We start from the raw sequence: 26,564 nt of genomic DNA, 5'->3' as shown, positions 1-26,564 counted from the left end.
GGGTCCACTGCGGCAGTCGCCCTGTTCGGTACGTACGCGGCGGCCCACGCACTCAAGGCCTCGGTGTTCCTCACGTCCCTCACGCCTTCACCAGTCCCTGCTGCGCGGCACCGCCCAGCGCCAGATAGACGTCCTCCAGGCTCGGCGTGGCCAGCGTGAAGTCGTCCAGGGCGGCGAAGGCGGCCCCTCCGGTGACGGTCGCGACGACCGCCCGGGCCTCCTCGGGCCCGAGCCGCAGCGTCCAGCGGCGGCCCGACTCCACGGCCCGGTCCCGCAGCGCGGCCACCTCGGGCACGTGCAGCGGAGCCGCGTCCCGCCACACCAGGTCGACCCGTACGTCACCGGCGACCTGTTCCTTGAGCCCGGCGGGCGTGTCGCAGGCGATCACCCGCCCGCGGTCCAGGACGGCCACCCGGTCCAGCACGGTCTCGGCCTCGATGACGTTGTGGGTGACGAGCAGTACGGTCGTGCCGCGCTCGGCCCGCCGCCGGTCCACCGCGGACCACACGGCCCGCCGCGCCACCGGGTCCATGCCGGTGGTCGGCTCGTCGAGCACGAGCAGCGGCCGCTCCCCCACCAGCGCCGCGGCGAAGCACGCCAGCCGCCGCTGGCCACCGGAGAGCTTCTTCAGCGGGCGTCCGGCGAGGGGTGTCAGGCCGAGCTCGTCGAGGACGGCGTCCCGTTCGGCCCGGGCCCGCCGGACGTCCAGGCCGCGCAGCCGCCCGGTGGTCTCGGCGGCGAGCGACACGGTCAGTTCGTCGAGGGCGGTCGACTCCTGGCCGAGGTAGGCGAGGATCCGCGCGGCCCGTTCCGGGTGGCGCACGATGTCGTGCCCGAGGATCTCCACGCTGCCGCCGTCGGGCCGCATCAGACCGGTGAGCTGGCGTACGAGGGTGGACTTGCCGGCGCCGTTCGGGCCGAGCAGGCCGAAGATCTCGCCGCGGCGGATCTCCAGCCGTACGTCGTCCGTGGCCCGGACCTCGGGGGTCGCGGGCGTGCCGCGCCGGCCCCGGACCGCCGGATAGGTCTTGGTCAGCCCGCGCACCGCGCACACGATGTCACCATCGTGCCGAAATGCCTGTCCCGCGCGCGTACTCACAAGGGACGAGACTACGGGGTCGGCGGCCCCGGCCCGCCCTCGGGGCGGCCGTCGGCGGCAAAAACGCCGGCGACGTCCTCAGTCGCCGACGGGGGCGTGCTCCACGCCCGTGCGCACGCCGATCTCCTTCCAGAAGCCGGCCCGGATGGCGTAGCGGTCGCGTTCGTCGATCTGGTCGTCCTTGTGGGCGAGCAGGCCGAACCGGGCGGCGTAGCGCAGCAGCTCGCCGTCGACGCGGTGCGGGATGCGCGGGTACATCCCGGACAGTCTCGGCAGGTGGCTGTGGTCGCCGAGGCGCTCCACCCAGCGCCGGGCGAAGACCTGGCCCACCTCGAAGGGGTCGCCGCTGACCGTGGTGATGTCCTCCTCGCGGTCGGCCCAGCGCTGCTCGGCGGTGGTCAGCTGGGCGAGCGTCGGCATCGAGGCGGCCTCGGGGGGCTCGGCCGCGGGCCGGTCGACCCAGCCTTTGTCGGAGGACCAGCGGAGGGTGGCGGAGGCGGGGGGCTGGGCGGGCTGGGTGCCGGGGGCACGCAGGGCGGCCAGGTCTTTGGGCGTGGGGACCCCTTTGGCGGCCGCGGGCACCCGTTCCTCGCTGCCGTTCACCCCCGGGCCGGGCACCGGGTGCGGGGGCTGCGGGGCGGGCCGCTCGGCCGGGTCGGCGAGGGCGGAGTCGGGCAGCGGCGCGGAGAGGATCGCGGCGATCTCCGGCCGGGTCGCGGGCTGCGGGGCGCACACCCCCGAGTAGTCCTTGGCGCGGACGGCCTTGGTGATCCACGCGCGGTCCAGGACACGCCGCTCGTCGGCCTCGGCGACCAGGTCCTCGGACTGGTTGTAGTCGCCGTCGGCGGCCTGGACGGCCCACAGGTGGACGGCGACGCCGTGTTCCTTGGCGGCCATCATGCCGGGCAGCAGATCGCCGTCGCCGGTGACGAGGACGACGTCGGAGCAGGCGCGATTGCGGGCCAGCTCGGTCAGCTCGGCGTGCATGGCGGCGTCCACGCCCTTCTGCGCCCAGCGGCCGTCGCTGCGGGTCAGGGCACCGAGCCGGACGGTGACCCGGGGCATGACGCGCAGCCTGCGGTGTTCGGGCTGCGGGACGCGGTCGGGGGCGCCGTCGAACCAGTAGATGCGCAGCAAGGGCCGCTGCGTGTCCGATTCGGCGCGCTCGCGCAGCCCCTGGATGAGGGCTGTGTGGTCGACCGTGATGCGGGACCGCGAGGGCTCCCCGGCGAGGAGACTCGCCGCGGCTCCCAGCAGATACCCGGCGTCCACCAGGACGATGCAGCGGTCCACGCGACTCACCCTCTTCCCAGGAGGTTTGTTTCGGGCTTCCTTCGAGTCTGCCCGACGGCGCGGAGGTTAACGGCCGGAACTCGATCTTCGGCGTGGCGTTTCGCGCCACCCCACTCCGACTACCCCTGTCACGCAGGGTAATTGTCCGACATGCGATCGTTGTCGGCCTGTGTGAATCTGGTCCCGGCCCTGGCCCCTAGATCCCCCACAGGAGGCATCACCATGGCCAAGAACAAGAACCGTGACCGTAAGCAGCAGCGTCCGACCGAGCGCGGGCAGCGGGCGGACCGCAGCCCCGTGGCGGAGGCGGAGCCCCAGACCGAGGTCGAGCTGACCCCCGGCGACGTGGCCTCCCGCAAGCGGAAGCGCAGCTTCGGCCACAACTGACATCTGTGTGACGGGTTTTGAGACCCACGCACCTGCGCGAGGGGCGTACCAGGTACCGGGTACGCCCCTCACGCGCGTCAAGAGCCGCCCGCCGCCTCGGTCATGGAGCCGGACGGCCCCGGCCGTCCCGCGCCGGGCAGGACGGGCCGAGCGGCACCACCTCCGTCATCCCGCCAGGCAGGACGGGCCGAGCAGGACCTTCAGGTCACCGAAGAGCGCCGGGTCGGGCTTGACCCGGTGCCGGTCCAGGCGCAGCACGGTCGTCTTGGTCGGACCCTGGAGCCTGATCCGGACCTCGCTGTCGCCCTTGTGGTGGCTGAGCACCTCGCCGAGACGGCTGACCAGCGGCGGGGTGACCCGGGTGGCCGGGATCGTGAGCACCACGGGCGCGTTGGCGCCCGCGTTGGACAGGTCGGGGACCATCAGCTCCATCGCCACGAGCCGCGGCACGTCCTCGCGCTTGTCGAGGCGCCCCTTGACGAACACCACGGCGTCCTCGACGAGTTGGGTCGAGACGAGCTGGTAGGTCGCGGGGAAGAACATGCACTCGATCGAGCCGGCGAGGTCCTCGACGGTGGCGATGGCCCAGGCGTTGCCCTGCTTGGTCATCTTGCGCTGCAGGCCCGAGATGATGCCGCCGATGGTGACGACCGCGCCGTCCGCGTGCTCACCGCCGGTCAGCTGGGAGATGCCCGCGTCGGCCTTGTCGGACAGGATGTGCTCCAGGCCGAACAGCGGGTGGTCGGAGACGTACAGACCGAGCATCTCCCGCTCCTGGGCGAGCAGATAGGTCTTGTCCCACTCGTCGGTGGAGAACTCCACGTCGAGCCCGAAGCCCGGCTCGCTGGTCTCGGCCTCGCCCATGCCGCCGAAGAGGTCGAACTGTCCCTCGGCCTCCTTGCGCTTGACCGCGACCACGTTGTCGATCATCGGCTCGTACTGGGCGGTGAGGCCCTTGCGGGTGTGGCCCAGGGAGTCGAAGGCGCCGGCCTTGATCAGCGATTCGGTGGTGCGCTTGTTGCAGACCACCGCCTCCACCTTGTCGAGGTAGTCCGGGAAGGACGTGTACTTCCCCTTCGCCTTGCGGCACCGGATGATCGACTCGACCACGTTCGTGCCGACGTTGCGGACGGCGGAGAGGCCGAAGAGGATCACGTCGTCGCCCTGGGCCGCGAAGTTGGACATCGACTCGTTGACGTTCGGCGGGAGCACCCGGATGCCCATGCGGCGGCACTCGTTGAGGTAGACGGCCGACTTGTCCTTGTCGTCCTTCACGGACGTCAGGAGCGCGGCCATGTACTCGGCGGGGTGGTTGGCCTTGAGGTAGGCCGTCCAGTAGGAGACGAGTCCGTACGCGGCGGAGTGCGCCTTGTTGAACGCGTAGCCGGCGAAGGGGACCAGCACGTCCCAGAGCGCCTGGATGGCCTCGTCGCTGTAGCCCTTCTTGCGGGCGCCCTCCTGGAACAGGACGAAGTTCTTCGCCAGTTCCTCGGGCTTCTTCTTGCCCATCACGCGGCGGAGGATGTCGGCCTCGCCGAGCGAGTAGCCGGCGATGATCTGGGCGGCCTTCTGCACCTGCTCCTGGTAGACGATCAGGCCGTAGGTGACGTCCAGGACCTCCTTGAGCGGCTCCTCCAGCTCGGGGTGGATGGGTGTGATCTCCTGCTGCCCGTTCTTGCGCAGCGCGTAGTTCGTGTGGGAGTTCATGCCCATCGGGCCCGGGCGGTACAGGGCCGACACGGCGGAGATGTCTTCGAAGTTGTCCGGCTTCATCAGCCGGAGCAGGGAGCGCATGGGGCCGCCGTCGAACTGGAAGACGCCGAGGGTGTCGCCGCGCTGGAGCAGTTCGAAGGTCGTGGGGTCGTCGAGCGGGAGGCTCAGGAGATCGATGTCGATCCCCTTGTTGGACTTCACCATCTTGACGGCGTCGTCCATGATCGTGAGGTTGCGCAGGCCGAGGAAGTCCATCTTCAGCAGGCCGAGCGACTCACAGCTCGGGTAGTCCCACTGCGTGATGGTCACGCCGTCGGTGTGCCTGACCCAGACGGGCACGTGGTCGGTGATGGTCTCGCTGGACATGATCACGCCGGCGGCGTGCACGCCCATCTGCCGCACCAGGCCCTCGACGCCCTTGGCGGTGTCGATGACCTTCTTCACGTCCGGCTCGTTCTCGTACATCGCCCGGATCTCGCCCGCCTCCGAGTAGCGGGGGTGCTCGGGGTTGGTGATGCCGTCGAGGTTGATGCCCTTGCCGAGGACGTCGGCGGGCATGGCCTTGGTGAGGCGGTCGCCCATCGCGTACGGGTAGCCGAGCACGCGGGCGGAGTCCTTGATCGCGTTCTTGGCCTTGATGGTGCCGTACGTGCCGATCATGGCGACCTTGTCGGCGCCGTACTTCTCCGTCACGTACCGGATCACCTCGACGCGCCGGCGCTCGTCGAAGTCGATGTCGACGTCGGGCATGGAGATGCGCTCGGGGTTGAGGAACCGCTCGAAGATCAGGCCGTGCGGGATGGGGTCGAGGTCGGTGATGCCGAGGGCGTAGGCGACGATCGAGCCGGCCGCGGAGCCTCGGCCGGGGCCGACCGCGATGCCCTGCTTCTTCGCCCACATGATGAAGTCGGCGACCACGAGGAAGTAGCCCGGGAAGCCCATCGAGATGATGGTGTCCATCTCGTACTCGACCTGCTTCATGCGGTCGTCCGGGATGCCGTCCGGGAAGCGGCGGTGCATGCCGCGCATGGTCTCCTCGCGGAACCAGCTGACCTCCGTGTACCCCTCGGGGATGTCGAACTTGGGCATGAGGTCGCGCTTTTCGAACATGCCGGTCGTGTCGACCATCTCGGCGATCAGCCGGGTGTTGGCGCAGCCCTCCTGCCAGGCGTCCGAGGAGTCGATGGCGTACATCTCGTCCGTGGACTTCAGGTAGTAGCCGGTGCCGTCGAACTTGAAGCGGTCCGGGTCGGAGAGGTTCTTGCCGGTCTGGATGCACAGCAGCGCGTCGTGGGCGGTCGCCTCGTGCGCGTAGGTGTAGTGCGAGTCGTTGGTGACCAGCGGGGGGATGCCGAGCTTCTTGCCGATCTCCAGGAGGCCGTCACGGACCCGGTGCTCGATCTCGATGCCGTGGTCCATCAGCTCCAGGAAGTAGCGGTCCTTGCCGAAGATGTCCTGGTAGTCGGCGGCGGCCTTGAGGGCCTCGTCGTACTGGCCGAGGCGCAGCCGGGTCTGGAGCTCGCCGGAGGGGCAGCCGGTGGAGGCGACGATCCCCTCGGACCACTGGGCGATGGTCTCCTTGTCCATCCGGGGCCACTTCTGCAGCCAGCCCTCGGCGTAGGCGTCCGAGGAGAGCCGGAAGAGGTTGTGCAGGCCGGTCTTGTTCACGGCCCACATCGTCTTGTGGGTGTAACCACCGGAACCGGAGACGTCGTCCCGCTTCTGGTGCGGCTGGCCCCACTGGATCTTGCGCTTGTTGCGGCGCGACTCGGGCGCGACATACGCCTCGATCCCGATGATCGGGGTGATCCCGGCCTTCTGCGCGGAGTGGTAGAAGTCGTACGCCCCGTGGAGGTTGCCGTGGTCGGACATGGCGATGTGCGTCATGCCCATCTCGTTGCACGCGTTGAACATGTCCTTCAGCCGCGCGGCACCGTCCAGCAGCGAGTACTGGGTGTGGACGTGCAGGTGCGTGAACGGCGGCTTTGACACGGCTGCGGCCTCCAGGAAGAACACGGGTCGAATGGGGTCCGACAGGCTGCGGACAGTCTGGGGGACAGCGTCGAAGTCTATGCCTCGGCACTGACACGCGGGGGCCTGACCCGCGTACCTTCGTGCGGGGGCCGTGGGCACTCGCCCGGGCCCCCGCACGTTAGGCAGAGGGCGGACCTGCCGCCCTGAGACGCATGCACCAGGAGGCACCCAGCGATGTCGTTCCCGCAGCTCGACGACGAGCACCGCGGTGAGGAGATCCTCGCCGTCTTCGACACCGCCTTCGGCGAGCTGCTGGCCGCCGACCCGGCCGCGTTCCGCGTGAAGTTCCGCAAGATGGCGGCCTCGGCCTTCGCCTTCTACCGGGGCACGGCGTGCCTCTTCTACCACGACCTCGACCGCCAGGGGATCCTGAGCGGCCCCTACCTGGACGAGCGCACCTCGCGCGTGTGGATCCACGGCGACCTGCACGCGGAGAACTTCGGCACGTACATGGACGCGAACGGCCGCCTGATCTTCAACGTCAACGACTTCGACGAGGCCTACGTCGGCCCCTTCACCTGGGACCTGGCGCGCTTCGCCGCGTCGATCGCGCTGATCGGGTACGCCAAGGCGCTCGGCGACGAGCAGATCACCGAGCTGGTGGGGGTGTACGCGGCCGCGTACCGGGAGCGGATCCACGCCCTGGCCACGGGAGCCAAGAGCGACGAGGTGCCGCCCTTCACGCTGGACACGGCACAGGGCCCGCTGCTGGACGCGCTGCGTGACGCCCGCTCGCTGACCCGCTTCGGGCTGCTGGAGTCGATGACGGAGATCCGCGACTTCGAGCGCCGCTTCGCGCCGGGCGGCGGCTCGGTCGAGCTGGACGCGGCCACGCGCTACAAGGTCCTCGCCGCCTTCGACGGCTACCTGGAGACGCTCCCCGACAGCTCCCTGGCCCGCCCCGACTCCTACCGCGTGAAGGACGTCGTCGGCCGCCGCGGCATCGGCATCGGCTCGGCGGGGCTGCCGTCGTACAACATCCTCCTGGAGGGCCACAGCGACGCCCTGGAGAACGATGTCGTGATCTACATCAAGCAGGCCCAGACCCCGGCCGTCTCCCGGCACATCACGGACCGGGCGATCCGCGACTACTTCCAGCACGAGGGGCACCGCACGGTGATCTCCCAGCGCGCCCTCCAGGCGCACGCCGACCCCTGGCTGGGCTGGACCGAGCTGGACGGCGCGGGCCAGCTGGTCGCCGAGGTCTCGCCGTACGCGGTCGACCTGGACTGGGGCGACATCGACGACCCGGAGGAGATCGCCCAGGTGGTGGCCGACCTCGGCCGGGCGACGGCCACGATGCACGCGGCGGCGGACGACCAGTCCGGCGAGTCCCTGGTGCCCTTCTCGACCGAGCGGGCCATCGACGCGGCGATCGCGGCCGACGAGGAGGGCTTCGCGCCCCTGCTGGTCGACTTCGCGCACGGCTACGGCGCACGCGCGCGTGCCGACCACCAGACCTTCGTGGACCTCTTCCGCAACGGCCGGATCCCGGGTCTGTGACGGCCCCCCTTCACACAGGCATCCTTTAGGGGTCCCTTACAGGCCCCCGTGACAGACTCTTCTCTCGCTATGGACATATCCGGGATCCCGCTCAGAGCCGTGCGCGCGGCGCTGTTCACGGCCGTGGTCGTGACGCTCAGCACCGCGTCGCACGTGCTGCTGTCCCGGGCCCCGCTGCCGCTGGGCACGGTGGCGGCGGTCGCCGCCGCCGTGTTCGCCCTCGCGTACGCCCTGGCGGGCCGCGAGCGTTCCTTCGGGCGGATCGCGGCCCTGCTGATCCCGCTGGAGCTGGCCGCCGACACGGTGTTCACCGCGGGCCAGCACGCCTGTTACGGCCGTGCGGGCGGCCCGGTCGCGGGCCCGCTGCGCTCGGTCGGCCTGGCCGTGCTGTGCGGCGGGGGCGAGGTCGGCACGCCGCTCGCGCGGATGGCCGGGGCCACCGGCACGGAGCGGCTCGCGGCCGTGGTCGCCCACGCGGACCCGGCCACGGCCTGGCTGCTGCTCGGGGCGCACCTCGGGGTCGGCCTCACCGCCGCCGTCTGGCTGCGCCGCGGCGAGCGGGCCCTGGCCCAGCTGCTGCGGGCGGTGACGGCGACGACGTTCCGGCCGCTGCTGCTGGCGGTCGCCGCGGTGGCGGTGCACCGGCGGCCGGCCGGCCGCCGGCTGCCCTCGCGCGCCGCCGACCGCCCGTCCACCGCCCGCGACCTGGTTCTCGCGTACTCCCTGGGACGGCGTGGACCGCCCTGCTCACCCGCCCTCGTCTGAGGCAACCCGCCCGCCGCGTACGGCAGCAGCACGCACGGCACCGGTGCGCACGGCGCTTTCGAGCACGAGCAGTCCCCCCTTATGTATTCCGCACACGAACGTGTGCGCGTCCCCCACGGAGAACATCACCATGAGCAAGCGGAACAGCCAGGCGGCGAAGACGGCGGCGCGCGAGCGGCTGCGCGTCGAGCGCGAGCGCGAGGCCAAGCGGGCCAAGGCCAAGCGGCAGATCGTCGTCGCCTGCTCCATCGTCGGCGTCCTCGCGATAGCCGGCGGCATCGGCTACGCGGTCGTCCAGGCGAACAAGCCCACCTACTGGGAGTCGCAGAAGGACGCGAAGGTCGTCACCCCGGCCAACACCACGGGCACCGACGGCACCACGGTCGTCATCGGCAAGGACTCGGCGAAGAAGACCCTGAAGGTCTACGAGGACCCGCGCTGCCCGGTGTGCGCCCAGTTCGAGCAGACGGTCGGCCCGACCGTGAAGAAGGACATCGACGACGGCAAGTACAAGATGCAGTTCATCGGCGCCACCTTCATCGACGACAAGGACAACGGCGAGGGCTCCAAGAACGCGCTGAGCGCCCTCGGCGCCGCGCTGAACGTCAGCGACCAGGCGTTCCTCGACTACAAGGCCGCCCTCTACTCCGCGAAGTTCCACCCGGAGGAGACGACCGACGAGTTCAAGAAGGACAGCTACCTCATCAAGGTCGCCGACAGCGTCCCGGAGCTGAAGGGCAACAAGAAGTTCCAGGACGCGGTCGAGAAGGGCACCTACGACGCCTGGGCGATGGCCATGTCGAAGACCTTCGACGACAACAAGGACGGCGTCACGGGCACGCCGGGCTTCGTGATGGACGGCAAGCAGCTCACCGCCGACAACCAGGGCACGCCGCTGATGACAGTGGCCGACTTCAACCGGGTCGTGGGCGAGGCCCTGAAGAAGTGACGGCGGGTCGGGGACCGGCCGGCATGTGAAGAGCGGGCGAACTTCCGGAGTTCGCCCGCTCCGGCGCATACCGACCAGTAACCTGATCGCTCGTGACCAGTCGATACAGATCATCGAACACGTCCGAGGGCCCCAACTCCCTCACCCCGCGCCGCCGTACGGTCGTCAAGGCCGCGGCGGCGACTGCTGTCCTGGCCGGGCCGCTGGCGGCGACCCTGCCGGCGCGCGCCGTCGACCAGGCCCCCGCCTTCCTGCACGGCGTGGCCTCCGGCGACCCGCTGCCGGACGGCGTCCTGCTGTGGACCCGCGTGACGCCCGTCCCCGAGGCGATACCCGGCTCCGGGATCGGTCCGGACACCGAGGTCTCCTGGACGGTCGCCCGGGACAAGGCGTTCACGAACGTCGTCGCCAAGGGCTCCACCACCGCGACCGCCGCCTCCGACCACACCGTGAAGGCCGACATCCGCGGCCTGGAGCCGGGCACGGACTACTGGTTCCGCTTCTCCGCCGGCGGCACCGACTCCCCCGCCGCCCGCACCCGCACCGCCCCCGCGCACGACGCGGCCGTCACGGGTCTGCGCTTCGGCGTGGTCTCCTGCGCCAACTGGGAGGCCGGCTACTTCGCCCCGTACCGGCACCTCGCGGCCCGCGGCGACCTGGACGCGTGGCTGCACCTCGGCGACTACATCTACGAGTACGGCACGGGCGAGTACGGCACCCGCGGCACGGTCGTCCGCCCGCACGCCCCGGCGCACGAGATCGTCACGCTCGCCGACTACCGCACCCGGCACGCCCGTTACAAGACCGACCCGGACCTCCAGGCGCTGCACGCGGCAGCCCCGGTCGTGGCGATCTGGGACGACCACGAGTTCGCCAACGACGCCTGGACGGGCGGCGCCGAGAACCACACCGAGGGCGCCGAGGGCACCTGGTCCGCCCGTCAGGCCGCCGCCAAGCAGGCCTACTTCGAGTGGATGCCGGTGCGTCCCGCGATCGCCGGCACCACCTACCGCCGGCTGCGCTTCGGCAAGCTGGCCGACCTCTCGCTGCTGGACCTGCGCTCCTTCCGCTCCCAGCAGGTCAAGACCGGCAACGGCGAGGTCGACGACCCGGACCGCACCCTCACCGGCCGCGCCCAGCTCGACTGGCTCAAGGCGGGCCTGCAGGCGTCCGACACCACCTGGCGGCTGGTCGGCAACTCCGTGATGATCTCGCCGTTCGCCATCGGCTCCCTCTCCGCCGACCTGCTCAAGCCGCTGGCCAAGCTGCTCGGCCTGCCGCAGGAGGGCCTCGCCCTGAACACCGACCAGTGGGACGGCTACACCGACGACCGGCGCGAGATCCTGACGCACCTGCGCGCGAACGCCATCCGCAACACGGTCTTCCTCACCGGCGACATCCACATGGCCTGGGCCAACGACGTGCCCGTCGACGCGGGCACGTATCCGCTCTCCCCGTCGGCCGCCACGGAGTTCGTCGTCACCTCGGTCACCTCGGACAACCTCGACGACATCGTGAAGGTCCCGGAGGGCACGCTGTCCGCGGTGGCCTCGCCGGTCATCCGCGCGGCCAACCGGCACGTCCACTGGGTCGACACCGACCGGCACGGCTTCGGTGTCCTGGACATCACGGCCGAGCGGGCGCAGATGGACTACTACGTCATCTCGGACCGGGCCAAGCGCGACGCCACGGCCAAGTGGTCCCGCTCGTACCGCACGCGCAGCGGCACCCAGAAGATGGAGCGCGTGTACGACCCGGTGTAACGGGAGTCACGCCCGGGCCGCGGCGGCGACGGGCGCGCCGCCGTGAAGACCGCTAGAGCGTGTCGAGGAAGCCGAGTGCCACCCGCCAGGTGGCCTCGGCCGCCTCGGCGTCGTAGTCCGGCAGGTCCGGGTCGGTGTAGAGATGGCCCGCCCCGGCGTACCGGTACACCTCGACGTCGGCGCCCGTGCGGCCCATCTGGAGATACCAGGCGGTCAGCCAGTCGTCCGTCTCGAACGGGTCCGGCTCCGCCACATGGAGCTGGACCGGCAGCCCGTCCACCGTGACGCCCGGCGCGATGTCCGACGTGCCGTGCAGGAGCAGCAGGCCGCGGGCCTTGTCGTCGCCGAGGGCGAGGGTCTGGGCGATGGAGGCGCCGAGCGAGAATCCGGCGTACACGAGCCCGCGCTCCGAGTAGGGCGCGGCGGCCAGCACGGCCCGCTTGAGGAGCTCCTCCTTGCCGGTCTTCTCCTTGTGCGCCATGCCCTCCTCGACCGTGTCGAACGTGCGCCCCTCGAAGAGGTCGGGCGTCCACACCTCGTGACCGGCCGAGCGCAGCCGGTCAGCGGCCTGGTGCACGGCGGGCCGCAGTCCGAAGGTCGAGTGAAAGAGCATGATGTTCATGAGGCCATGGTGCCAGCCGGGTGTGACGGGCCGGGATCGCGGCACTACCCAGGACGCCGCCGAAGTCACATGTTCATGCCCCCGGCGAGCCGGTTAGGTTCGGGGGCATGGAGAACCTGCTACGACCGCTGATCGTGGTCGGTGGCTCGGTCGTGCTCACGCTGGTGATCGGCTGGGCCACCGACTTCCTGCTGCGCAAGGCCGACGACCGGCACCACGACACCCCGCTGTGGGGGCTGCTCCGCCGTGCCCGCATCCCCTACCAGCTCGTGCTGTGCGCCGCCCTGCTGAGAGGGTCCTACGACGAGGCGGACCTGCTGCGGAGCAATGAGGAGGCCGTCGGCCGGGTCCTGACCCTGGTACTGATCGGATCGACCGCCTGGCTGGTGATCCGTATCGCGGCGGCGATCGTCGAGACGTCCTACAGCCGGTACGCCCACGGCCGGGCCCACCGCGACCCGGCCAGGGTCCGCCGGGTGCGCACCCAGGTGACGCTGATCATGCGCGTGGTGTCCGCGATCGTCGGCGTGGTGGCCGCGGCGAGCATGCTGCTGACCTTCCCGGCGTTCCGGGCCGCGGGCGCTTCCCTGCTGGCCTCGGCCGGAATCCTCGGCATCGTCGCCGGTGTCGCCGCCCAGTCGACCCTGAGCAACATGTTCGCCGGGTTCCAGATCGCCTTCGGCGACATGGTGCGGATCGGGGACACCGTGGTCGTGGACGGCGAGTGGGGCACGGTCGAGGAGATCACGCTCACGTTCCTGGCCGTACGCACCTGGGACGAGCGCCGGATCACCATGCCGGTGTCGTACTTCACGTCCAAGCCGTTCGAGAACTGGTCGCGCGGGACCCCGCAGATGACCGGCATCGTCTTCTGGCACGTGGACCACACGGCCCCCGTGGACGCGATGCGCGAGAAACTCCGCGACATCCTGCGCGAGTGCCCGGCCTGGGACGGCCGCGCCTACGACCTGTCCGTCACCGACACCACCCCCAGCACCATGCAGGTGCGGGCCCTGGTGACGGCCAAGGACGCCGACGACATCTGGACGGTACGGGTCGCGGTCCGCGAGCAGATGATCCGCTGGCTGGCCGACGAGCACCCGTACGCCCTGCCCAGGGTCAACACGGCGGACGCGGTGCTGCGGCCGTCCCGCAACGGCCTGCACCCCTCCCACGACGGGGAGCGGCCGTCCCCGGACGGCGTCCCGGTCCAGCGCCGCTACCACGGCTCGTCCCGGTCGGACCGCTGATCCGCCCGGGGTGAACAGCCCCGGGAACGACAGACAACAGGACGGCTGCCCGCGACCCGGGCAGCCGTTCTCGTGCACGGACCCTCGGTCGCCACGCTCGGCGCCGCAGCCGACCCGGGTGATCCGCGACGCACCCGGAAGGACCTGCGAGGCGCCCGGACGATCCGCGAAGACCCGGATGTTCCGCGGCGACCCGGATGTTCCGCGACGCCCTCAGCCGCCGGAGGGCCGCCCGCCACCGGGCGGCGCACACGACTCACGAGCGCGGGACGGCCGCCCGCCGCCCGGCGGCGCGCACGCCCCACCGGGGACCCAGCCCCCCGGACTGTCCGTCACGGGCGGTGCGTGGACGGCAGACTCACCGCAGACTCCGCACGTCGAGATGGCGCAGCACCCGGTCCACCACCTCCGGGTCCGCCCCGGGCTCGCTCCGCGCCGCCAGCACCTCGTGCCGCGCCGCGCTCAGCATCTCCTGCTGGATCCGCCGCATCCGCTTCAGCTGCCGCGCCCGCTCCCGGTGCGCCTCACGCCGCTCGTCCTCCGCCACGTCCGGGCTGATCCGCACCCCGATGTCGAAGGCGCGCCGCATCATCTGCTCGGACAGCTCCTCCGGCAGCTCCTCGCTCTCCTCGATCTCCCGCAGCCGCCGTTTCGCCGCCTTGGACGCCCGGATCGCCAGGGTCTTCGCGAACTCCTTCTCCGCGTCCGTGTCGGCCTTCACCCCGAGCTTGCGCACCAGCCACGGCAGCGTCAGCCCCTGCACCACCAGCGTCACCATGATGACGCCGAAGGCGATGAAGATGATCTCGTCCCGGTTGGGGAACGGCGCCCCCGAGTCCGTCTCCAGCGGAATGGCCAGCACCAGCGCGACCGAGGCCACCCCCCGCATCCCCGACCACCACATCACCACGGTCTCGCGCCAGCTCACCGGGATGTCCTCGTCGTAGTCCCGCCGCGCGTGCAGCCGTTTGGTCAGCCAGGTCGCCGGCAGCAGCCACAGCAGCCGTACGAACACCACCACGCACACCACCAGCGCCGCCCACCCGAGCAACTGGCCCCACCGGCCGGCCGCGGTGTGGATGGCGTTGTGCAGCTCCAGCCCCACCAGCCCGAACGCGACGCCCGTGACGAGCGTGTCGACGATGTTCCAGAACGTGTGCCCGGCCAGCCGCGTCATGACGTCGTCGGCGTCCGAGCCGTACTCGGCGAGGAACAGCGCGGTGGTGAGCACCGCGAGTACCCCGGAGCCGTGCAGCTCCTCGGCCATCACGTAGGAGGCGTACGGCACCAGCAGGGTCAGCCCGATCTGCAGGGTCGCGTCGTCCAGCCGCTCCATCAGCTTGTTCGTGCCCCAGCCGAGGGCGATTCCCACGGCGATCGCCACGACGGCCGAGAGCACCAGGTCGAGCCCGGCCTGCCAGGGCGAGAACGTCCCGCTCACGGCGGCGGCGATCGCCACGTGGTACAGGACGATGGCCGTCACGTCGTTGAACAGCCCCTCGCCCTCCAGGATGGACACGAGCCGGCGCGGCAGCCCCAACTGCCCGGCCACGGCGGTGGCAGCGACCGGATCCGGCGGCGCCACCAGCGCACCGAGCGCGAACGCCGCGGCGAGCGGCAGCCCCGGCACGATCGCGTCGGCCGCGGCGGCCACACAGGCCATGGTGACGAACACCAGCGCCACGGCCAGCAGGAAGATGGGTCTCTTGTTCGCCGCGAACTGCCGCCACGAGGTGCGCCGCACGGCTGCGTACAGCAGGGGCGGCAGCAGCAGCGGCAGGATCAGGTCCGGCGGGATGTCGACGTTCGGAACGAATTCGAGCAGCGCGAGGACTATGCCGAGCAGGGTCATCAGCACCGGCGCGGGCACCCCGAGCCGGTCTCCGACCGGGACGCTGATCACGGCCCCCAGCAGCAGCACGAACAACAGGGCCAACTGATCCACGGTCAGCGCTCCGGGAGGTCAGACGGTCACACGACTGACCTCAAGCGTGCCACGCAACGCCCGTGACAAACCGTTTCGGCACTCGCCGCGGCGGACTAGAGCGAACGCCGCATCCCCTGGTGCGGAATGCCGGCTTCCAAGTACTCCGGGCCGTAAGCCTCGTAACCGAGCCGCTCGTAGAAGCCGAGCGCGTGCGTCTGGGCGTGCAGGTCCACGGCCGCGAGCCCCCGCGCGCGTGCCGCGTCCTCGATGGCCCGCACCAGGGCGGCCCCGACACCGAGACCGCGCGCGTGAGCGGCCACGGCCAGCCGGCCGAGGGAGCCCACCGACGGATCGGCCCCGGTCTGCGCCACGGCCGCCTCCCCGACCAGCAGCCGCCCGGTCCCGAGCGGCACACCGTCCTCCCGGACCGCCAGGACGTGGACCGCCCCGGCGTCGTACGCGTCGTACTCCAGGTCCTCCGGCACGCCCTGCTCGCCGACGAAGACCTCCTTGCGCACCGAGAAGCACGCCTCACGGTCGGCCGGGTCCTCGGCGACCCGCACCGCGAATCCGGGCTCGCTCACGCGTACGTCTCCTCCCGCACCTGCTCCAGCGCGTTCCGCAGGTCCTCCGGGTAGTCGCAGGAGAACTCCACCCACTGCCCGTCCCCGGGGTGCTCGAAGCCGAGCCGCACCGCGTGCAGCCACTGGCGGGTCAGCCGCAGCCGTTTGGCGAGCGTCGGGTCGGCGCCGTACGTCAGGTCGCCGACGCAGGGGTGGCGGTGGGCGGCCATGTGGACGCGGATCTGGTGGGTGCGGCCGGTCTCCAGCTTCACGTCGAGCAGGGACGCGGCGCGGAACGCCTCGATGAGGTCGTAGTGCGTGACCGACGGCTTGCCCTCGGCGGTGACGGCCCACTTGTAGTCGTGCTGCGGGTGGCGTCCGATGGGCGCGTCGATCGTGCCGCTCGTCGGGTCCGGGTGGCCCTGGACGAGGGTGTGGTACCGCTTGTCGACCGTGCGCTCCTTGAACTGGCGCTTCAGGGACGTGTACGCGTACTCCGACTTGGCCACGACCATGAGCCCCGACGTGCCGACGTCCAGGCGGTGCACGATGCCCTGGCGCTCCGCGGCCCCCGACGTGGAGATCCGGTACCCGGCGGCGGCGAGGCCGCCGATGACGGTCGGCCCGGTCCAGCCCGGCGACGGGTGCGCGGCCACGCCGACCGGCTTGACGATGACGACCACGTCATCGTCGTCGTGCACGATCTCCATGCCCTCGACCGGCTCGGCCACCACCTGCACCGGCGCGGGCGCCTGCGGCATCTCGACCTCCAGCCAGGCCCCGCCGTGCACCCGCTCCGACTTGCCGACCACCGACCCGTCGACCGTGACCTTCCCCGCGGCGGCGAGCTCGGCCGCCTTCGTACGGGAGAAGCCGAACATGCGGGAGATGGCGGCGTCGACGCGCTCGCCCTCCAGGCCGTCGGGCACGGGCAGGGTACGGATCTCGGGAAGCGTGCTCACCCGTCGAGTATGCCGGACGGGCCCGGCACCCCCGTACGCGCCTGTGGACAACCCCGCCCGCTCAGTCCTTGTGGACGGTGCCGTCCGGGTCGAGCCCCTTGAAGGACAGCAGCACGATCAGGATGCCGCCGCACACGATCGCCGAGTCCGCCAGGTTGAACACGGCGAAGTGCTTGGGCGCGATGAAGTCCACGACGGCGCCCTCGAAGACACCCGGGGCCCGGAAGATCCGGTCGGTGAGGTTGCCCAGCGCACCGCCGAGCAGCAGGCCGAGCGCGATCGCCCAGGGCAGGCTGTAGAGCTTGCGGGCGAGACGGGCGATCACCACGATCACCGCCGCCGCGATCATCGTGAAGATCACGGTGAAGGCCTCGCCGAAGCCGAAGGCCGCGCCGGCGTTGCGGATCGCCTCGAACTTCAGCCAGTCGCCGATGATCTCGATCGGCGGGTGGTGCTCCAGCTTGGCCACCACGATCAGCTTGCTGACCAGGTCGAGCGCGTAGGCGAACAGGGCCACCGCGAAGAGCACCGCGATCCGGCGCCTGCCCCGGGGGGCCGGCCCGGCCGCGGCCTCCGGCTCGCCCGCGCCGGACACCTCGGGGGCCGCCGCGCCCGCCGGGTCGGCGGCGGACTCACCGGCCCGCGCGCCGGTGCCCTCGGCACCGGGCCGTTCCCGTCCGTCCCCGGCCGCGTCCGGTGTGTCCGGCGTACCGATGATGCGTTCCGCCTCTGCCACGTGAGTCCCTCAACCTAGGTGCCTGACTGAGCACGAGGGTACGTCACGCCCCGCACGACGCACGTGCTCAGGAGGCATTCGGCGGGGGTCAGTACCGGCGCTCCTGCTTCTGCTTGCACTCCACGCACAGCGTGGCCCGCGGGAAGGCCTGCATCCGGGCCTTGCCGATGGGGTTGCCGCAGTTCTCGCACAGGCCGTAGGTGCCGGAGTCGAGGCGGTCCAGGGCGCGCTCGGTCTGGTCGAGCATCTCGCGCGCGTTGGCGGCCAGGGCCAGCTCGTGCTCGCGCGTGATGTTCTTGCTGCCGGTGTCCGCCTCGTCGTGGCCCGCGCCGTCCCCCGAGTCGCGCATCAGGCCGGCGAGCGACCGCTCCGACGAGCTGATCTCCTCCCGCAGCCGCGTCTCCTCGGACAGCAGCTCGGACCTGGCCTCCTCGACCTCCTCCTCCGTCCAGGGGTCCTCGCCCGGGCGTACCGCGAGCTCACCGGGCTCCACCGCGCCGGCCCGGGCCTTCGGCACGGCGGTCTTCGCCGCCGTCGCCGTGCCAGGAGTCTTCTTCGCACCCACCGTCGTCGCTCCCGTCTGCGGTGCGGCCTCGGCCGCGCCCGCCTTCTCGGCCGTGCTGCTCCCGGCCTTGTCCTGTGTGACCGCGCCGGTCCGGGCGGTGCCCGCGCCGGCCGCGCTCCTCGGGGTGGTGCTCCCGCCTCCGGCGCCCCGCCCGGCCACGCCTTCGGCACCCTTCCTCACGGCCCCGCCGGCCCTTCCCTTGCCGCCGCCGGCCTTCCTGGCCGGAGCCTTCCCCGCCACGGCCTTCTTGGCGCCTGCCTTCCTGCCGGGCGCCTTCGCCGGGACGGTTTCCTCGGCACCGGTGACCGGGGCCGCCTTGCCGACAGCCCCCTTCTTCGAGGCGGCTTTCCTGGGGGCGGCCTTCTTCGGAGCCTTCTTCGCGCCGGTCTCCTCACCAGCGACTCCCGCGGAAGCGGCCTGCTTCGCAGCGGCCTCCGCGGAAGCGCTCTGCTTCGGAGCAGCCTCCGCAGAAGCGGCCTGCTTGGGAGCGGCCTTCCCACCCGTCGCCTTCTCGGCCACCGCCTTCGTCCTCTCGACCGCGGCCTTCGTCCCCCCGGCCGCCTTCTTCACCGCCCCCTTCACCGCCCGCCCCGCCGAGCCCCCCTGCGTGGACTTCTTCCCGCCCCCGCCCTTGGCCGCACCGCCGGAGGCCTCCCCCGGCCTGCCGGACGCCGGCTGCTGTACGGCGGTCTTCTTCGCCACCATGGCCGCGGCCCCTTCACATATTGTGATCTTGCTCGCGAATCGTGCTGGGACGATAAATCGACTCGAGTCCCGCGGCAACGGGGCACACCGCCCGATTCGCCCGCCTCGCGCACGCCGCGCGGCGAACATGCATCCGTTGTGCCCAGCTCCCCGTCCGGTAATCCGCCGGGCCGGACGTCCCAGGATCCGAACACCCATACCACCCCATTCAGGTCATCAAACCCATAAGCCACCCCACACGGAACCCCTTGCCCACGGTCCCGGAAATGCGGTCGGCCGCTGTCCGCCCGGCGCCGTACACTGGGCGGAGCGAAAAGCGTGGATGGGGACGAGTAGCGGCGTACGCAGCCCAGAGCGACCCGGGGACGGTGGAAGCCCGGGGGCGAGCGCGACGTGAAGATCACCCCGGAGCCGCCGGAAGAAAGCCGCAGCCCAGCGCAGCGGCCGGTAGAACCGGCATCGCGACCCCAATGAGGGGGCTCACCGGCGCACACCCCGTGCCGGAGGGCCAAGGAGGGTGGTACCGCGGGAGCGCGCCGAAGGCGGCGCAGGCAGACGTAGCTCTCGTCCCTCCGGACGGAAGGCAGCAAGTCCGCCGGAGGAAGCCCGCTGATGACATCGCCGACGTATCGCCAGGTACCCGCCCAGGTCGACCTGCCCGCCCTCGAGCACGCCGTGCTCGACTTCTGGCGCGAGCAGAAGATCTTCGCCAAGAGCCTGGAGCAGTCCGAGGGCCGCCCCGAATGGGTGTTCTACGAGGGCCCGCCCACCGCCAACGGCATGCCCGGCGCCCACCACATCGAGGCGCGCGTCTTCAAGGACGTCTTCCCCCGCTTCCGCACCATGCGCGGCTACCACGTGGCCCGCAAGGCCGGCTGGGACTGCCACGGCCTGCCCGTGGAGCTCGCCGTCGAGAAGGAGCTCGGCTTCTCCGGCAAGCAGGACATCGAGGCGTACGGCATCGCGGAGTTCAACGCGAAGTGCCGCGAGTCGGTGACCCGGCACACGGACGCCTTCGAAGAGCTCACGACCCGCATGGGCTACTGGACCGACCTGAACGACCCGTACCGCACGATGGACCCCGAGTACATCGAGTCCGTCTGGTGGTCGCTGAAGGAGATCTTCAACAAGGGCCTGCTGGTCCAGGACCACCGCGTCGCCCCCTGGTGCCCCCGCTGCGGCACGGGCCTGTCCGACCACGAGCTGGCGCAGGGCTACGAGACGGTCGTCGACCCGTCCGTCTACGTCCGCTTCCCGCTCACCTCCGGCCCGCTCGCCGGCGAGGCCGCGCTGCTGGTCTGGACGACCACGCCCTGGACGCTGGTGTCCAACACGGCGGTCGCGGCCCACCCCGAGGTCACCTACGTCGTCGCGACCAACGGCGAGGAGAAGCTCGTCGTCGCCGAGCCGCTCGTCGCCAAGGCCCTCGGCGAGGGCTGGGAGACCACCGGGCAGACCTTCACGGGCGCCGAGATGGAGCGCTGGACCTACCAGCGCCCGTTCGAGCTCGTCGAGTTCCCGGAGCCGGCGCACTTCGTCGTCAACGCCGAGTACGTCACCACGGAGGACGGCACGGGTCTGGTCCACCAGTCCCCCGCCTTCGGTGAGGACGACCTCAAGGTCTGCCGCTCCTACGGCCTGCCCGTGGTGAACCCGGTCCGCCCGGACGGCACCTTCGAGGAGGACGTCCCGCTCGTCGGCGGCGTCTTCTTCAAGAAGGCCGACGAGAAGCTCACCGCCGACCTCGACGGCCGCGGCCTGCTCTTCAAGCACATCCCGTACGAGCACAGCTACCCGCACTGCTGGCGCTGCCACACCGCGCTGCTCTACTACGCCCAGCCGTCCTGGTACATCCGCACCACGGCCATCAAGGACCGCCTCCTCGCGGAGAACGAGAACACCAACTGGTTCCCGGACACGGTCAAGAACGGCCGCTACGGCGACTGGCTGAACAACAACATCGACTGGGCGCTGTCCCGCAACCGCTACTGGGGCACCCCGCTGCCCATCTGGCGCTGCGAGGACGACCACCTCACCTGCGTCGGCTCCCTCACCGAGCTGACCGAGCTGACCGGCACCGACCAGTCGAACCTGGACCCGCACCGCCCGTTCATCGACGAGGTCACCTTCGCCTGCCCGCAGGGCGGTTGCGGCAAGACGGCCACGCGCGTGCCCGAGGTGATCGACGCCTGGTACGACTCGGGCTCGATGCCGTTCGCGCAGTGGGGCTACCCGTACAAGAACAAGGAACTGTTCGAGACCCGCTACCCGGCGCAGTTCATCTGCGAGGCCATCGACCAGACCCGCGGCTGGTTCTACACGCTGATGGCGGTCGGCACGCTCGTCTTCGACAAGTCCAGTTACGAGAACGTGGTCTGTCTCGGTCACATCCTCGCCGAGGACGGCCGCAAGATGTCCAAGCACCTGGGCAACATCCTGCAGCCGATCCCGCTCATGGACCAGCACGGCGCCGACGCGGTCCGCTGGTTCATGGCGGCCGGCGGCTCCCCCTGGGCGGCCCGCCGCGTCGGCCACACCACGATCCAGGAGGTCGTCCGCAAGACGCTCCTGACGTACTGGAACACGGTCGCCTTCCAGGCCCTGTACGCCCGTACGACCGGCTGGGCCCCGTCCGAGGCCGACCCGGTCCCGGCCGACCGCCCGGTCCTGGACCGCTGGCTGCTGTCCGAACTGCACGCGCTGACCGACCAGGTGACCCAGGCGCTGGACTCCTACGACACCCAGCGCGCCGGCAAGCTGCTGTCCGCGTTCGTCGACGACCTGTCCAACTGGTACGTGCGCCGCTCCCGCCGCCGCTTCTGGCAGGGCGACAAGGCGGCGCTGCGCACGCTGCACGAGGTCGTCCGGACCGTCACGCAGCTCATGGCCCCGCTGACCCCGTTCATCACCGAGCGGGTCTGGCAGGACCTGATCGTCCCGGTCACGCCGGACGCCCCGGAGTCGGTCCACCTGTCGTCCTGGCCGGAGGCGGACCTCACCGCCATCGACCCGGAGCTGTCGAAGCAGATGGTGCTGGTGCGCCGGCTGGTGGAGCTGGGCCGGGCCACGCGCGCGGAGTCGGGCGTCAAGACCCGCCAGCCGCTCTCCCGCGCCCTGATCGCGGCGACCGGCTTCGAGACGCTCGGCTCCGAACTGCGCACGCAGATCACGGAGGAGCTGAACGTCGAGTCCCTGGCGACGCTGAGCGAGGTCGGCGGCTCCCTGGTCGACACCACCGCCAAGGCCAACTTCCGCGCGCTGGGCAAGCGGTTCGGCAAGCGTGTCCAGGATGTGGCGAAGGCCATCGCCGACGCGGACGCGGCCGCCCTGTCCCTGGCCCTGCGCGAGGGCACGGCGTCGGTGGAGGTCGACGGCGAGACGGTCACGCTGGCTCCCGACGAGGTCATCATCACCGAGACCCCGCGCGAGGGCTGGTCGGTGGCGTCCGACGCGGGCGCGACGGTCGCCCTGGACCTGGAGATCACGGAGGAGCTGCGCCGTGCGGGCCTCGCCCGTGACGCGATCCGCCTGATCCAGGAGGCCCGCAAGAACAGCGGCCTCGACGTGGCCGACCGGATCGCCCTGCGCTGGACGGCGACGGACGCGGCCACGGTCGCGGCCCTCACCGACCACGCCGGCCTGATCGCCGACGAGGTCCTCGCCACGGACTTCGCCCAGGGCGAGGCGGACGGCGGCTACGGCGAGCCGTTCACCGACGAGGGCCTGACCCTGACGTTCCGCCTGCGCAAGGCGTAACGCCCAGGACCGCACCTGCCGAAGGCCCGGGCCTGCCAAAGATCTTGGCGGGTCCGGGCCTTCGGCGTTGCGTACGCACGACCGCGGACACGTTCGCACGAACACCGTTGCGCGGGCACGAACGGGCATGGCAAAGGGCGAGGCCCCGGGGGTGAACCCGGGGCCTCGCCCTGAACGCTGCCGACGCCTACGTCGTACTACTGGCCATCAGGCCGTCAGTTGTCGTCCTCGTCGATCAGGAAGCCCCGCATGGGCGAGGGCGCCTGACCCATCGGCGAGGGACCCTGAGGACGCACCGGCGCCATCGGCTGGGTCATCGCCGGGGACATCTGCTGCTGGCCACCGTAGGACGGAGCGGACGGCGAGGGGGGGCCGCCCATCGTCTGGTTGCCACCGTACGACGGGGCGCTCGCGCCGGCCGGTGCCATGGAAGGCGCCGGGGACGGCGGGAGGGACGCGGTCGCGGGAGTACGCGGCGGGGCCAGCGAGTCGTCGGCCTGGGTCTCCAGCTGACGCAGCTGCGACTCCAGGTACGACTTCAGGCGCGTGCGGTACTCGCGCTCGAAGCCGCGCAGGTCCTCGACCTTGCGCTCCAGCGTGGCGCGGGCGGACTCCAGGGAGCCCATCGCGACGCGGTGCTTCTCCTGCGCGTCCCGCTCCAGGGCGTCGGCCTTGGCACGGGCGTCACGCTCCAGACCCTCGGCACGCGAACGCGCCTCGCCGACGATCTTGTTGGCTTCGGAACGGGCCTCGGCGATCGCCTGGTCGGCGGTCTGCTGGGCCAGCGAGAGGACACGCGCGGCGCTGTCGCCGCCGGGGCCTCCCTGACCGGGGCCGCCCATCGGACCGCCCATGGGGCCGCCCATCGGACCACCCATCTGCTGCTGCATCGGGGGCTGACCCATCGGACCCGGACCCTGGCCCATCGGACCGGGACCACCAGGACCCTGGGGACCACCCTGACCGCCGGGACCGGCGGGCAGCTGCGGGGCACCGCTCGGCAGCTGGGGCGGGCCACCCATGGGGCCACCCATCTGCTGCTGCGGCGGGCCCGATATGCCGGCGGGTACGGGACCACCCGGACCTCGCATGCCCTGCTGCTGTTGCTGCTGCTGGTCCTGCTCCGGCGGCTTGCGCATGTTCTGCTGGTTCTGGGCAGCAGCGCGCGTGGCCGCGGCCAGTTTGGCGCGCAGGTCCTCGTTCTCGCGGAGCAGGCGGGTCAGTTCGGCTTCGACCTCGTCGAGGAAGGCATCGACCTCGTCCTCGTCATAGCCTTCTCGGAGGCGGACGGTCGTGAACTGCTTGTTCCGCACGTCCTCGGGGGTCAACGGCATCTCTTCACCTCAACGTAGTCGTCGGCATTCGGCAAGACCATGGTTCACATCGCTCACAGCCGGCTCACGATCGAGATCAGGATGTAGACGATGATCATCAGTACGAAGAAGGACAGGTCGAGCGCCACGCCCCCGAGACGCAGCGGCGGAATGAACCGCCGCAGAAGCTTGAGCGGTGGATCAGTGACAGTGTAGGTGGCCTCCAGAACGACCACCATCGCCTTGCCGGGTTGCCATGAGCGGGCGAACTGGAAGACGTAGTCCATGACCAACCGGAAGATGAGCACGATGAGGAAGCACATCAGCGCGATGTAGACGACATCCAAAACCACGCTCATGACCTCTTGCTTCCCTCTCCCCTGTGCCCTGCTGTGTAGTGCTGTGTACTGATGTTTCCGGTGGTGCGTCTCAGCTCTGGTTGAAGAACCCGCCCTCTGCGATGCGGGCCTTGTCCTCCGCCGTGACATCGACGTTAGCAGGCGACAACAGGAACACCTTCTGCGTCACCCGCTCGATACTGCCGTGAAGACCAAACACCAAACCGGCCGCAAAGTCGACAAGTCGCTTCGCATCTGTGTCATCCATCTCAGTCAAGTTCATGATCACCGGGGTGCCCTCACGGAAGTGTTCCCCGATGGTACGGGCCTCGTTGTAGGTCCGCGGGTGGAGCGTGGTGATCCGGTAAGGCTCTCGTTCCGACACGACCTTGGGCATGATCACCGGTGCGTTCTTCTCCAGGCTTGCGCGTTCTTGTGTGATGGATGCCACGGGCGCGATGCGCGCCGGGCGGCTGGATTCCGCGGGGAGCGAAGCGGAGCGGGGGGCCGGCTCGCGGGGTGCGGGCGGTTGTACGACTCGTACCTCTTCGTCCCTTTGGGGCTGATGTGAGACATGCGGCTGGTGGGACGGCTCGTGCCGACGGTGGTCCCGTTCGGGTTCCGGGTCCAGTTCGGGTTCGAAGTCGTCGTCGGGGTCGAATCCGCGGCCGTCGTACCCATCGTCCTCCACGAGGCCGAGGTAGACCGCCATCTTGCGCATCGCGCCGGCCATGCTCTGAGTCCTCCGCTCTGTGGTGGATCGGCTGACGACTGCCAAGTGCCCGCGATCCACGAGGTCCTTGAATCCGCCTTTCGGCGGCAATGACCATATTTTCTGCTGTGGTCCGACTTCTTGGCGACGTTACCCGAGCCTGGGGCGGACTCCGAGTACCGCGCTGCCGACGCGCACATGTGTCGCTCCGGCCGCCACGGCCTGTTCGAGATCCGCACTCATCCCTGCCGAGACCATGGTGGCAGCCGGATGACTCCGGCGCAGGTCGGTCGACAAATCCATCAACCGCTCGAACGCCGCCTGTTCGCGTCCCGCGTACTCCCCGGTGAGCGGTGCGACGGTCATCAGACCGGCGAGCCGCAGTCCCGGTGCGCCGGCGACGAGACCGGCCAACTCCTCGACGCCCTCGGGGGCCACGCCTCCGCGCTCGCCCCGCCCGCTCACCCCGGCGTCGAGCGCGACCTGCAGCAGGCACCCCAGCTCGCGGCCGGCGCGCTCGGCCTCCTTCGACAGGGCGGTGACGAGCCGGGAACGGTCCACGGACTGCACGAAATCCGCGTAATTGACCACGGATCGTACCTTGTTGGTCTGGAGTTGACCGACGAAGTGCCACGTCAGGGGCAGATCCGAGCAGGCGGCAGCCTTGGGCGCCGCGTCCTGATCGCGGTTCTCGGCGACATGGCGCACGCCGAGTTCCGCGAGGATCCGCACATCGCTCGCGGGATAGGTCTTGGTGACCACGATCAGGGTCACGTCTTCACGCGAGCGCCCCGCGGCCGCGCACGCGTCGGCGATGCGCCGCTCCACTTTCGCCAGATTCGCGGCGAGTTCGTCCTTACGGTCCGTCATGTCCTGTCAGTCCAGCCACACATAGCCCGCGAGCCGCCCGGTGGTGCGGTCGCGCCGGTACGAGAAGTGATCGAGCGATTCCAGCGTGCACACCGGCGACCGCTCCCGGTCACGCACCCCGAGTCGTTCCAGCTGGGCGTGCACCCCGGCGCTCACGTCGACCGCCGGCGTGCCCCAGCTCGTCTCGGCGTACGCCGCCGGCTCGACGGCGGACACCTCGGCGCGCATCTCCTCGGGCACTTCGTAACACCGGCCGCAGACGGTGGGTCCGGTGCGGGCGACGATCCGCGAGGGGTCGGCGCCCAGGTCCGTCATCGCGCGTAGCGCGGCCGGGACGACACCGGCGATCATGCCGGGACGGCCCGCGTGGGCCGCGGCGGCGATCCCGGCGACGGGGTCGGCCAGCAGCACCGGCACGCAGTCGGCGGTGAGCACCGCGAGGGCGAGCCCCCGCCGCGTCGTGACGATCGCGTCGACCGACGGGATCCGAGGCGAAGATCCCCAGGGTTCGTCCACGACCACCACGTCCGCCCCGTGCACCTGGTTCATCCAGACCACCCGGTCCGGAGCGAGCCCCAGGGACTTGGCGGCCAGGTCCCGGTTGGTGCGTACGGCGCCGGGGTCGTCTCCGACCGCTCCGCCGAGGTTGAGCTCCTCATACGGAGCGGCGCTCACCCCGCCCCACCGGTCGGTGAAGGCGAAGTGCGCGCCGCTCGCGCTCTCGCGCTGTCCTATCACG

The 26,564-nt window shown here is 70.8% G+C and carries 21 protein-coding genes; 7 read left to right on the top strand and 14 right to left on the bottom strand.

Features of this window, described 5'->3' with window-relative positions:
• Positions 1–79: 79 nt before the first annotated feature.
• A complete protein-coding gene (locus CHR28_RS06600; protein ID WP_094052527.1) occupies positions 80–1,054 on the bottom strand; it encodes an ABC transporter ATP-binding protein in 975 nt (324 codons plus the stop codon).
• A 123-nt stretch (positions 1,055–1,177) separates the two neighbouring features.
• Entirely contained in the window at positions 1,178–2,392 is a 1,215-nt protein-coding gene (locus tag CHR28_RS06595) for an NYN domain-containing protein (protein WP_094052526.1), read from the bottom strand.
• Between the two features lie 222 nt (positions 2,393–2,614).
• Here CHR28_RS06595 and CHR28_RS37665 point away from each other — a divergent pair, with 222 nt between their 5' ends.
• On the top strand, positions 2,615–2,779 hold the full coding sequence (locus CHR28_RS37665; RefSeq protein ID WP_179272333.1) for a hypothetical protein: 165 nt from the start codon (positions 2,615–2,617) through the stop codon (positions 2,777–2,779).
• A 165-nt stretch (positions 2,780–2,944) separates the two neighbouring features.
• On the opposite strand, the gene dnaE is transcribed toward CHR28_RS37665, so the two are convergent.
• Positions 2,945–6,484, bottom strand: coding sequence for a DNA polymerase III subunit alpha (dnaE, locus tag CHR28_RS06590; protein ID WP_094052720.1), 3,540 nt, complete (start codon positions 6,482–6,484; stop codon positions 2,945–2,947).
• A gap of 216 nt (positions 6,485–6,700) precedes the next feature.
• On the opposite strand from dnaE, the gene CHR28_RS06585 reads away from it, so the two are divergent.
• From CHR28_RS06585 to CHR28_RS06570, 4 genes are all read left to right on the top strand, one after another.
• The gene (locus tag CHR28_RS06585) at positions 6,701–8,029 is read left to right on the top strand and encodes a DUF2252 domain-containing protein (RefSeq protein WP_094052525.1); all 1,329 of its coding nucleotides are present in this window, start codon (positions 6,701–6,703) and stop codon (positions 8,027–8,029) included.
• A 69-nt stretch (positions 8,030–8,098) separates the two neighbouring features.
• Positions 8,099–8,794: a hypothetical protein gene (locus CHR28_RS06580; RefSeq protein WP_094052524.1), complete on the top strand. Its 696-nt coding sequence runs from the start codon at positions 8,099–8,101 to the stop codon at positions 8,792–8,794.
• A gap of 130 nt (positions 8,795–8,924) precedes the next feature.
• Positions 8,925–9,743, top strand: coding sequence for a thioredoxin domain-containing protein (locus tag CHR28_RS06575; RefSeq protein ID WP_094052523.1), 819 nt, complete (start codon positions 8,925–8,927; stop codon positions 9,741–9,743).
• 92 nt (positions 9,744–9,835) lie between these two features.
• Positions 9,836–11,506 (top strand): alkaline phosphatase D family protein, encoded by a 1,671-nt coding sequence (locus CHR28_RS06570; protein ID WP_094052522.1) that lies wholly within the window; start codon positions 9,836–9,838, stop codon positions 11,504–11,506.
• Positions 11,507–11,558: 52 nt separating this feature from the next.
• On the opposite strand, the gene CHR28_RS06565 is transcribed toward CHR28_RS06570, so the two are convergent.
• Positions 11,559–12,128: a dienelactone hydrolase family protein gene (locus CHR28_RS06565; RefSeq protein WP_094052521.1), complete on the bottom strand. Its 570-nt coding sequence runs from the start codon at positions 12,126–12,128 to the stop codon at positions 11,559–11,561.
• A 107-nt stretch (positions 12,129–12,235) separates the two neighbouring features.
• Between CHR28_RS06565 and CHR28_RS06560 the strand changes: the two genes are divergently transcribed.
• Entirely contained in the window at positions 12,236–13,378 is a 1,143-nt protein-coding gene (locus CHR28_RS06560) for a mechanosensitive ion channel family protein (RefSeq protein WP_094052520.1), read from the top strand.
• A 358-nt stretch (positions 13,379–13,736) separates the two neighbouring features.
• On the opposite strand, the gene CHR28_RS06555 is transcribed toward CHR28_RS06560, so the two are convergent.
• The 5 genes from CHR28_RS06555 to CHR28_RS06535 all read right to left on the bottom strand — a co-directional run bounded on the left by CHR28_RS06555 (position 13,737) and on the right by CHR28_RS06535 (position 18,836).
• Positions 13,737–15,323, bottom strand: a complete 1,587-nt coding sequence (locus CHR28_RS06555; RefSeq protein ID WP_094052519.1) for a Na+/H+ antiporter — start codon at positions 15,321–15,323, stop codon at positions 13,737–13,739.
• 95 nt (positions 15,324–15,418) lie between these two features.
• Complete coding sequence (locus CHR28_RS06550) at positions 15,419–15,889, bottom strand: GNAT family N-acetyltransferase (protein ID WP_094052518.1); 471 nt, start codon at positions 15,887–15,889, stop codon at positions 15,419–15,421.
• Positions 15,886–16,830 carry an RluA family pseudouridine synthase gene (locus CHR28_RS06545; RefSeq protein ID WP_094052517.1) on the bottom strand — a complete coding sequence of 315 codons (945 nt, stop codon included), beginning with the start codon at positions 16,828–16,830 and terminating at the stop codon, positions 15,886–15,888. The genes CHR28_RS06550 and CHR28_RS06545 overlap by 4 nt, the downstream gene beginning before the upstream one ends.
• Before the next feature lie 61 nt (positions 16,831–16,891).
• Entirely contained in the window at positions 16,892–17,566 is a 675-nt protein-coding gene (lspA, locus tag CHR28_RS06540; protein ID WP_094052516.1) for a signal peptidase II, read from the bottom strand.
• An 88-nt stretch (positions 17,567–17,654) separates the two neighbouring features.
• Entirely contained in the window at positions 17,655–18,836 is a 1,182-nt protein-coding gene (locus tag CHR28_RS06535) for a TraR/DksA family transcriptional regulator (protein WP_094052515.1), read from the bottom strand.
• 612 nt (positions 18,837–19,448) lie between these two features.
• On the opposite strand from CHR28_RS06535, the gene ileS reads away from it, so the two are divergent.
• On the top strand, positions 19,449–22,592 hold the full coding sequence (gene ileS / locus CHR28_RS06525) for an isoleucine--tRNA ligase (RefSeq protein ID WP_094052514.1): 3,144 nt from the start codon (positions 19,449–19,451) through the stop codon (positions 22,590–22,592).
• Positions 22,593–22,807: 215 nt separating this feature from the next.
• Here the strand turns inward: ileS and CHR28_RS06520 are convergent, their stop codons facing one another.
• From CHR28_RS06520 to pgeF, 5 genes are all read right to left on the bottom strand, one after another.
• Positions 22,808–23,926, bottom strand: a complete 1,119-nt coding sequence (locus tag CHR28_RS06520) for a DivIVA domain-containing protein (RefSeq protein ID WP_094052513.1) — start codon at positions 23,924–23,926, stop codon at positions 22,808–22,810.
• A 53-nt stretch (positions 23,927–23,979) separates the two neighbouring features.
• Entirely contained in the window at positions 23,980–24,264 is a 285-nt protein-coding gene (locus CHR28_RS06515; protein ID WP_007448661.1) for a YggT family protein, read from the bottom strand.
• Positions 24,265–24,334: 70 nt separating this feature from the next.
• Positions 24,335–24,976, bottom strand: coding sequence for a cell division protein SepF (locus CHR28_RS06510; protein ID WP_094052512.1), 642 nt, complete (start codon positions 24,974–24,976; stop codon positions 24,335–24,337).
• Positions 24,977–25,105: 129 nt separating this feature from the next.
• Positions 25,106–25,825, bottom strand: a complete 720-nt coding sequence (locus CHR28_RS06505; RefSeq protein WP_094052511.1) for a YggS family pyridoxal phosphate-dependent enzyme — start codon at positions 25,823–25,825, stop codon at positions 25,106–25,108.
• Positions 25,826–25,831: 6 nt separating this feature from the next.
• Positions 25,832–26,563, bottom strand: a complete 732-nt coding sequence (gene pgeF / locus CHR28_RS06500) for a peptidoglycan editing factor PgeF (protein WP_094052510.1) — start codon at positions 26,561–26,563, stop codon at positions 25,832–25,834.
• Between the last annotated feature and the right edge of the window lies 1 nt (position 26,564).

Origin of the sequence: Streptomyces sp. XY006, assembly GCF_002237655.1 — a bacterium.
GTDB classification, from domain to species: domain Bacteria; phylum Actinomycetota; class Actinomycetes; order Streptomycetales; family Streptomycetaceae; genus Streptomyces; species Streptomyces levis.
The sequence above is the reverse complement of the archived record's forward strand: the minus strand, read 5'-3'. Positions and strand labels throughout refer to the sequence as shown.

What these genes read in the sequence shown, in the direction of transcription:
- CHR28_RS37665 (WP_179272333.1), top strand. Translation starts at nt 2,615, where the DNA reads ATGGCCAAGAACAAGAACCGTGACCGTAAGCAGCAGCGTCCGACCGAG.
- CHR28_RS06585 (WP_094052525.1), top strand. Translation starts at nt 6,701, where the DNA reads ATGTCGTTCCCGCAGCTCGACGACGAGCACCGCGGTGAGGAGATCCTC.
- CHR28_RS06580 (WP_094052524.1), top strand. Translation starts at nt 8,099, where the DNA reads ATGGACATATCCGGGATCCCGCTCAGAGCCGTGCGCGCGGCGCTGTTC.
- CHR28_RS06575 (WP_094052523.1), top strand. Translation starts at nt 8,925, where the DNA reads ATGAGCAAGCGGAACAGCCAGGCGGCGAAGACGGCGGCGCGCGAGCGG.
- CHR28_RS06565 (WP_094052521.1), bottom strand. Translation starts at nt 12,128, where the DNA reads ATGAACATCATGCTCTTTCACTCGACCTTCGGACTGCGGCCCGCCGTG.
- CHR28_RS06560 (WP_094052520.1), top strand. Translation starts at nt 12,236, where the DNA reads ATGGAGAACCTGCTACGACCGCTGATCGTGGTCGGTGGCTCGGTCGTG.
- CHR28_RS06535 (WP_094052515.1), bottom strand. Translation starts at nt 18,836, where the DNA reads ATGGTGGCGAAGAAGACCGCCGTACAGCAGCCGGCGTCCGGCAGGCCG.
- ileS (WP_094052514.1), top strand. Translation starts at nt 19,449, where the DNA reads ATGACATCGCCGACGTATCGCCAGGTACCCGCCCAGGTCGACCTGCCC.
- CHR28_RS06520 (WP_094052513.1), bottom strand. Translation starts at nt 23,926, where the DNA reads ATGCCGTTGACCCCCGAGGACGTGCGGAACAAGCAGTTCACGACCGTC.
- CHR28_RS06515 (WP_007448661.1), bottom strand. Translation starts at nt 24,264, where the DNA reads ATGAGCGTGGTTTTGGATGTCGTCTACATCGCGCTGATGTGCTTCCTC.
- CHR28_RS06510 (WP_094052512.1), bottom strand. Translation starts at nt 24,976, where the DNA reads ATGGCCGGCGCGATGCGCAAGATGGCGGTCTACCTCGGCCTCGTGGAG.
- CHR28_RS06505 (WP_094052511.1), bottom strand. Translation starts at nt 25,825, where the DNA reads ATGACGGACCGTAAGGACGAACTCGCCGCGAATCTGGCGAAAGTGGAG.